The sequence below is a fragment of the Sabulibacter ruber genome, assembly GCF_017355955.1.
In the GTDB taxonomy this organism is placed as follows: Bacteria; Bacteroidota; Bacteroidia; order Cytophagales; family Hymenobacteraceae; genus Nibribacter; species Nibribacter ruber_A.
In genome coordinates, this window is sequence record NZ_JAFFID010000008.1 from 35,417 (window position 1) to 43,901 (window position 8,485).

5 protein-coding genes are annotated in these 8,485 nt (G+C 58.3%); 3 read left to right on the forward strand and 2 right to left on the reverse strand.

The window, feature by feature from the left end:
• Positions 1–22: 22 nt before the first annotated feature.
• The 3 genes from JT719_RS24030 to bglX all read left to right on the forward strand — a co-directional run bounded on the left by JT719_RS24030 (position 23) and on the right by bglX (position 5,734).
• Entirely contained in the window at positions 23–1,363 is a 1,341-nt protein-coding gene (locus tag JT719_RS24030) for a glucoamylase family protein (protein ID WP_207436325.1), read from the forward strand.
• Positions 1,360–3,123, forward strand: a complete 1,764-nt coding sequence (locus tag JT719_RS24035; protein WP_207436326.1) for a family 43 glycosylhydrolase — start codon at positions 1,360–1,362, stop codon at positions 3,121–3,123. Before JT719_RS24030 ends, JT719_RS24035 begins: the two co-directional genes overlap by 4 nt.
• Before the next feature lie 220 nt (positions 3,124–3,343).
• Positions 3,344–5,734, forward strand: coding sequence for a beta-glucosidase BglX (gene bglX / locus JT719_RS24040; protein WP_242693457.1), 2,391 nt, complete (start codon positions 3,344–3,346; stop codon positions 5,732–5,734).
• A 122-nt stretch (positions 5,735–5,856) separates the two neighbouring features.
• Here bglX and JT719_RS24045 read toward each other — a convergent pair whose 3' ends face one another.
• The gene (locus JT719_RS24045) at positions 5,857–8,211 is read right to left on the reverse strand and encodes a beta-galactosidase (RefSeq protein WP_207436328.1); all 2,355 of its coding nucleotides are present in this window, start codon (positions 8,209–8,211) and stop codon (positions 5,857–5,859) included.
• Between the two features lie 67 nt (positions 8,212–8,278).
• The coding region (gene galT / locus JT719_RS24050; protein WP_207436330.1) for a galactose-1-phosphate uridylyltransferase at positions 8,279–8,485 on the reverse strand (207 nt) is incomplete at its 5' end.

The window sequence follows — 8,485 nt, forward strand, 5'->3', positions numbered from 1 at the left end:
GCACACCACATACCAACGAACTATGAAGCAATTCTACACCATAGCACTTCTGCTGATTCTCTTCTGCGGCTGCGTGAACGCCCAGAAGAAAGGCACCGTGAAACGCCCCAAGAACCTCTCCGATGAGCAACTCATGGAGCTGGTGCAGCGGCAGACGTTTCGGTATTTCTGGGATTTCGGGCACCCGGTGAGCGGCATGGCCCGGGAACGCAGCAACGTGGCCTTTGACTACGGCGGCGAGGTAGTGACCACCGGCGGTACCGGCTTCGGAGTGATGGGCATTATTGTGGCCGCCGAGCGCAAGTGGATCACCCGCCAGCAGGCCGCCGAGCGGATGCTCAAAATTGTGAATTTCCTCTGGAAAGCCGATCAGTTCCACGGCGTGTTCCCCCACTGGCTTAACGGCGAGACGGGCAAAGTAATCCGCTTCAGTCCCAAAGATGACGGTGGCGACCTGGTGGAGACTTCTTTCCTGTTCCAGGGCCTGCTCTGCGCCCGCCAGTACTTCAACCAGGACAACCCCACCGAGAGCCAGGTGCGCAACAAAATCCTCTGGATGTGGGAAGGCATTGAATGGAACTGGCACACCCAAGGCGGACAGAACGTGCTCTACTGGCACTGGAGCCCCAACAACGGCTGGAGCATGAACCACCAACTCCGCGGCTGGAACGAGGGGCTGATCACCTACGTGTTGGCGGCTTCCTCGCCTCGGTTCAGCATCAGCCCACAGGTCTACCATCAGGGTTGGACCACCAACAATTATTTCCGCAACGACCGCGAGTTCTACGGCATCAAACTTCCGCTGGGCTTTGACTACGGCGGGCCACTGTTTTTTGCCCATTATTCTTTTTTGGGGCTTGATCCACGCGGGCTCAAAGACCAGTACGCCGATTACTGGGAGCAGAACAAGCGCCACACGCTCATCAACCGGGCCTACTGCATTGACAACCCCAAGAAGTACAAAGGCTACTCAGAGAACTCCTGGGGCCTCACCGCCAGCGACAGTTACCGGGGCTACGCCGCCCACTCGCCCACCGAGGACCTGGGCGTAATCACCCCTACCGCGGCCTTGTCGTCGTTCCCCTACACGCCCGAGTATTCCATGCAAGCGATGCGGTACTTCTATGACACCCTGGGTGATAAAACCTGGACCGAGTACGGCTTTGTGGATGCCTTCAGTGAACACCACAACTGGTACGCCAACTCGCACCTGGCCATCGACCAGGGGCCCATCATCGTCATGATTGAGAACCACCGGACCGGCCTGCTCTGGAAGCTGTTCATGAGCATCCCCGATGTGCAGAACGGCCTCCGGAAACTCGGATTTGAGAGTCCTCAGTTACCAGTAAATGCAAGCAAATGAAAACAGTCCTACACCTGGGTCTACTCCTGCTCATCGCCTTGCTAGCAATGCACCTGCCGGCCACCGCGCAGCCCAAACCGCAGCGCACCTACTGCAACCCCATGAACCTGGATTACGGCTACACGCCCATCCCTCACTTCACGGAGGCGGGCAAGCACCGCGCCACCGCCGATCCGGTCATTGTGATGTACAAAGGCGATTATTACCTGTTTTCCACAAATCAGTGGGGATACTGGTGGAGCAACAACCTCTACAACTGGAACTTCGTCTCCAAATCTTTCCTGAAGCCGCACCACAAAGTCTACGATGACCTGTGCGCCCCCGCGGTATTTGTACTGGGCGATACGCTGCTGGTCTTCGGGTCCACGCACGAGAAGAACTTCCCGCTCTGGATGAGCACCAACCCCAAGGCCAACCAGTGGAAAGAAGCCGTGGAGCCGTTCCAGGTGGGTGCCTGGGATCCCGCCTTCTTCCTGGACGATGACAACCGCCTGTACCTCTACTGGGGCAGCAGCAACGTGTATCCCATGTACGGCATCGAAATCAACCGGAAAACCTTTGAACCGATTGGCGAGAAAAAGGAGATGATCGGGCTGAACCACGAGCGGTTTGGGTGGCAGCGTTTCGGGGAGTACCTGGACAACACCTTCCTGGACCCGTTCATGGAAGGCGCCTGGATGGACAAGCACAACGGCAAGTATTACCTGCAGTACGGCGCGCCCGGCACTGAATTCAGCGGCTACGCCGATGGTGTGCAGGTAGGCGACAGTCCGTTGGGGCCGTTCAAGCCGCAGGCGCATAATCCCTTCGCGTATAAGCCCGGTGGTTTCGCGCGTGGGGCCGGGCATGGCAACTCCTTTAAAGACAAATGGGGCAACTGGTGGCACGTCTCCACGGTGGTGATCTCGGTGAAAAACAACTTTGAGCGCCGCCTGGGTGTGTGGCCCGCCGGGTTCGACAAAGACGGCGTGCTGTACTGCAACACCACCTTCGGAGATTATCCGCATTACCTGCCCAACGGCCCCGCCGACCATCTCAAGAGCCGCTTCACCGGCTGGATGCTCCTCAACTACAACAAACCCGTGACGGTTTCCTCCACGCTGGCGGCCTACGCGCCCAACTACGCCGTGGACGAGAGCATCAAAACGTACTGGAGCGCCGCCACGGGCAACAAAGGCGAGTGGATCCAGACAGATCTGGGCCAGCCCAGCACCGTGAACGCCATCCAACTCAACTACGCCGATCAAGACGTGACTTTCCTGGGCAAACAAACGAACATCTATCACCAGTACAAGTTGTACAGTTCCCTGGACGGCAAAACCTGGAAGGTGCTGGTAGACAAAAGCCAGAACAAAACCGATGTGCCGCATGATTACATTGAGCTGGACAAACCGGTGCAGGCCCGTTACCTCAAACTGGAGAACCTGCACATGCCCACCGGCAAATTCGCGATCAGCGGGTTCAGGGTGTTCGGGAACGGCAACGGCAAAAAGCCCCAGGCCGTGAAAGACCTCACCATCCTCCGCACCGAGAAAGACAAACGCAGCGCCTGGATCAAGTGGTCGCAGGTGAGCGATGCCTACGCCTATAACCTCTACGTGGGCGTGGCGCCCGATAAACTCTACAACTGCATCATGGTGCACGGCGGCGGCGAGTACTACTTCAAAGGCATGGACAAAGAACTGACCTACTACTTCCAGATTGAGGCCATCAACGAGAACGGCGTCTCGGAAAGAACCAAAGTGATAGAATCGAAATAGAGGCGTTTAGAGGCCGATTTCAGGAAATCAGCCCCGAAATACCTCGCCTGAGTTCCGGTAAAACAGCAGGTGAAATACGCCCAAAGTACTGCTCCGTTTTTGGGCTGATTTCACCAGAACTGCCATAAAACGACAGGCCAGATTTCCTCCGGTGAGAAGCCATCGGCTGGCCGCCAAAGAACATGAGAGCATACCATTAGAAGCCACTAAACACGCGCGCATGATGAGAAATTTTACCCTTGCTTTGATCCTGCTCATAAGTGGAGGCTGCACGCAGATGCCCCCGCAGAAAACCCCGGAAACCGCCTCCACCGGCACCGGACAAAACCAACCTGCGGCCACCGCCACCAACCCTATCCCTAACCGTCCGCAGGACCCCAAAATGAAAGCCTTCATTGACGACCTCATGGGCAAGATGACGCTGGAAGAGAAGATCGGGCAGCTGAACCTGGTGTCGGTGGGCTTTACGGTGACGGGTCCGGTGGTGAGCGAGAATGTGGATGAGAACATCACCAAAGGCCTGGTGGGCGGCGTATTCAACACGTTTACGCCCATTGCCGTGCGCAAACTGCAGGAGAAAGCCATCACCCAATCACGGCTCAAGATTCCGCTGCTCTTCGGGTACGATGTGATTCACGGGCACCGCACCATCTTCCCCATGCCCATTGCCTTGGCCGCTTCCTGGGATTTGGCCGCCATTGAGCGTAGCGCCCGCATCGCCGCCGATGAAGCCTCGGCCGACGGTTTGAACTGGGTCTTCTCGCCCATGGTAGACATTGCCCGCGATCCGCGTTGGGGCCGCATTGCCGAGGGCTCCGGCGAAGACACCTGGCTGGGTTGCCAGATCGCCAAGGCGATGGTGCGCGGCTACCAGGGCAATGACCTATCGGCTAACAACACGGTAATGGCCTGCGTGAAGCACTTCGCGCTGTACGGTGCCGCCGAGGCCGGCCGCGACTACAACACCACCGACATGAGCGAGCGCCGCATGATGGAGGAATACCTGCCGCCCTACAAAGCCGCGCTGGATGCGGGCGCCGCCAGCGTCATGTCTTCGTTCAACGACATCAACGGCGTGGCCGCCACCGGTAACCGCTGGCTCATGACCGAGCTGCTCCGGAACCAATGGGGCTTCGATGGGTTGGTGGTCACCGACTACACCGCCATCAACGAGCTGATTCCGCACGGTTTGGGCAAAAACGAATACGAAGTAGCCAAGGTGGCCCTGGACGCCGGCATTGACATGGACATGGTGGGCGAAGTCTTCCTGAAACACCTGGGCCAGCTGGTGAAGGATAAAAAAGTAACCGAGGACCAGATCAACGTCGCCTGCCGCCGCATTCTGGAGGCCAAGTATAAACTGGGCTTGTTTGAGGATCCGTTCCGTTACGCGAACGAGCAGCGCGCCAAAGAAACCCTCCTGAAAAAAGAGTACCGAGATGCCTCCCGTGACATCGCCCGCCGCACCATGGTGCTGCTTAAAAACCGGAACCAAACGCTGCCCCTCAAGAAAACCGGTTCCATTGCGCTGGTAGGCCCGCTGGTTAAAAGCCAGGTAGACCAACTGGGTAACTGGAACGGCGCCGGCGACTGGAAACAGGCCATTAGTGTGGAGCAAGGTATCCGGAACGTGGCCGGACCGGGCTTGAAAATCACCTACGCCAAAGGAGCCAACATCGCCGATGACACGCTCATGCTGCGGCGGCTGAATGCCCATGGCGGTAACATTGAAGTTGACCCACGCTCCGCGGAGGCTATGATCCGGGAAGCGGTGCAGGTCGCCCGCAAAGCAGATGTGGTGGTAGCAGTGGTAGGCGAATCGCAGGGCATGACCGGTGAAGCCTCCAGCCGCTCCGACATCACCTTGCCCGGCCGTCAGTTGGATTTGCTCAAAGCCCTGAAAGCCACCGGCAAGCCTTTGGTGGTGGTGCTCATGAACGGCCGGCCCATGGCGCTGAAGTGGGAAAACGAGAACGTAGACGCCATGCTGGAAGCCTGGTTCCCGGGCACCGAGGGCGGCAACGCCATCGCCGATGTGCTGTTCGGCAACTACAATCCGTCCGGCAAGATCACGGCCACTTTCCCGCAGAACGTGGGGCAGGTGCCTATCTATTACAATGCCAAAACTACCGGTCGGCCGTACGGCGGGCAGCAGTTGGACAAGTACAAATCGCGCTACCTGGATGTATCCAATGATCCGCTGTATCCGTTCGGGTTCGGGTTGAGCTACACCACGTTCTCCATCTCGGCACCAACGTTGAGCACCGCCAATCTGCAGCCGGGCGGTAACCTGACGGTGACCGTGCAGGTGCAGAATACCGGCAACTATGACGGCGAGGAAGTGGTGCAACTGTACGTGCAGGATTTGGTGGGCACTGTCTCCCGGCCCGTGAAAGAGCTCAAGAACTTCAAAAAGGTATTCCTCCGGAAAGGCGAGACCCAGACAGTAACCTTCACCCTCACCGAGAACGACCTCAAGTTCTATGACATCAATATGAAGTACGTAGCCGAACCCGGCGATTTCATCGTGTACGTGGGCCCCAACTCCCGTGACGTGAAGTCAGCGCCTTTTACATTAACTACTTCTGGGGCCTCGGCGGGTAATCCGTAAGGGCAAATGTGAAACTAGCCACTCCGTTTCAGGGCTGATTTCCCGGAAACAGCCCTGAAACAGAAGATGCTCCAAAAAGAAGGCTAATAAGGCCTTCTCTTTGGAGCATCTTTCTTAATGTTTTACATCTTGAAGGGGCTGTTCTTGAGGTAAATGCGGTAGTCTTTCACCATGCCGCCCGTGTTCTTGTCGGAGCGGGGCAGGTAACGCAAGCCTTTCACGGTCACGTTTTCGCCCAGGTCAATCACCAGATGGTGCGGGTGCTTGGGCTTTTCGCCGGAGTACTGGGTGTGCCAGAAAGTAGACTCCTGCTGGTCATACACCTTATCGGCGGCGTTGTTGGCGCCGGTCACCTCTTCGCTGTCGGCGTAAACGGCTTTCCATTTCAGGCGAGACACGGGGTTTCCTTTCTCGTCCACCAGCTCCAGCTCTGCGATGGAGGAATAAGGATCATCTGCTTTCTGCGAACTCAGGGCCTCTAAGCAGAGGTAACGCCCCTGCACCGCCTTGTCGAAGGTCACCTGCTGCCAGGCGCTTCCGGCCGGGAACGAGCCCGTGGCCACTGCCTTCTCCCCTTCCAGGTTCAGCGTCTGCCCTTTGGCGCGGTGCGTTAAAGACTCCTCGGCCCGAAGCTGGTCCAGAATCGGTTCTTTCAAGCCCGCGATGGTGGTCGCCTCGGGTTGGTCCACGTCCAGCACGATGATCTCGTTTTTGCCTTTCTTGAGCCACACGCCCGGTACGAACAGCGTCTGTTGCGGCCCGATTTTCCAGAAGCGGCCCAGATTCTGCCCGTTCACCCACACCATGCCTTTGCCCCACTTGCTCACGTCCAGGAACGAGTCGCCGGTTTCCTTCAGCTCAAACGTGCCCCGGTACCAGGCCGGACCCTCTGCGGTGCCCTTCCTGAACTTCGCTTTTTTCTGGAATTTATAGTCCACGGGGAAGTTGTAGACGAGCCAGTTTTTGAGCTCGGTGTTCTTCCGGCCGTCGTTCAGCTCCACTTTCTCGGTGATGCCCTTGCGGTCGATGATGGCCTTCCCGTAGTTCACCCGACCGGTGGCCTCTATCAGGATGTCCAGTTGCGCGTCCCCCTGGAGGGCGGGCAGCGTCACGGTGTTCTCGCCCCGGCGCCGGTCCAGCTTGCCGATGGACTTCCCGTTCACGAACAAGTTGGCCCAGTCATGCACCTCGGTGATCACCAGCTTCTGCCCCGAGGCCGAGGCCGGCAAGGTGGTGCGGTACAGGATGCGGCCCCAGCCCTGGTCAAAGTTCTCCATGGGCTGGATCGTTTCGGTTTTTTTGGCGGCCGGAAGGTTGGCGAACAGCGCCGCGCTCTTGGTCAGGTTGAACGCGGGGATCTCGATGATGGGTTTGGCGGCCGGGATCTCGCCCAGGGTCTCGCCCTCCTGCAGGTAGTTCTTGAGCAGGTCGCGCACGGCGAAGAACTTCTCGGTGGTGTTGCCCTGCTCGCCTACCGGCGCGTTGTAGTCATAGGAAGTGGCCATGGCCGAGTAGGGTGGCGCATTGGCCCCGCCCCACTGCCCGAAGGTGGTGCCGCCGTGGGCCATGTAGAGGCTGAAGGAAATCCTGCGGTCCATCATGTCCTTGAGGCTGCCGATGAAGCTGCTCACCGAGCGGGTCTCGTGCGGACGGCCCCAGTGGTCAAACCAACCCGACCAGTACTCGCTGCACATCAGCGGCGCGGTGGGGTTCAGCTCCTTGAAGGTTTTGAAGGCCTCTTCCACGTTGGTGCCCGCCCCGAAGTTGAGCGTGGTGGCCACGCCGTCCAATTTGTATTTGTTGAAGTTAGAAGGCCAGTCGCAGCGGAAAAGCTGCACCTTGTCAAACCCGGCCTCGCGCACGGCGTCGCGGGTAGCCTCCATATAGGCCTGCTCCTCCCCGAAGGTGGCGTACTCGTTCTCCACCTGCACCATCAGGATGTTTCCGCCGTTCTGAATCTGCAGGGGGGCCAGCTGCTTGGCCGCCTCTTTCAGGAACAGCTTGGTGCGGTCCATGAAGTTCGGGTCCTGCAGGGTGCGCACCTGCGCGTCCTTCTGCTTGAGGAGCCACCAGGGCAGGCCACCCATGTCCCACTCGGCGCACACGTACGGGCCGGGCCGCACAATGCAGTACATGCCGTTTTTCTGGGCCAATTTCACAAACTCGGCCACATCGTTCTGGCCTTTGAAGTCGTATTGCCCCGGCTGCTGCTCGTGCAGGTTCCAAAAAAGATAGATGCAGATGGTGTTCATGCCCATGGCCTTGCTGAGCTTGATGCGGTGCTCCCAGTACTCACGCGGGATACGGGGATAGTGCAGCTCCGCCGCCCTGATCACGAAGGGCTTGCCGTTAAGCAGGAACTCCTTGTTCCCGACGGTGAAGGTGCCAGGCTTCCCGTTGAGCTGCTGGGCCTGTCCGGTGAGGCTGAGCAGAAGCAAGAGAAGCAGAAAGTAAAGTTTGGGCCTGGGTGTAATCATTGTACTGTAGAAATCAATGGTAAGAGGTAAGATGCTGGTTTTCAAAATCCTTTACTGAAAACACAATTTACAATAATCCTCTCAGGCGCTCGGCGGCGCTCTCGGGGGTGATGTCGCGCTGCGGGTCGGCCATGAGCTCGTAGCCCACCATGAACTTCTTCACCGTGGCCGAGCGCAAGAGCGGTGGGTAGAAGTGCATGTGCAAATGCCAGCCCGGGTAGTCCTTGCCGTCGGTCGGTGCCTGGTGGATGCCCGCCGAGTACGGGAAGGAAGT

Coding starts and splice junctions, on each gene's coding strand:
- JT719_RS24030 (WP_207436325.1), top strand. CDS start 23: ATGAAGCAATTCTACACCATAGCACTTCTGCTGATTCTCTTCTGCGGC.
- JT719_RS24035 (WP_207436326.1), top strand. CDS start 1,360: ATGAAAACAGTCCTACACCTGGGTCTACTCCTGCTCATCGCCTTGCTA.
- bglX (WP_242693457.1), top strand. CDS start 3,344: ATGATGAGAAATTTTACCCTTGCTTTGATCCTGCTCATAAGTGGAGGC.
- JT719_RS24045 (WP_207436328.1), bottom strand. CDS start 8,211: ATGATTACACCCAGGCCCAAACTTTACTTTCTGCTTCTCTTGCTTCTG.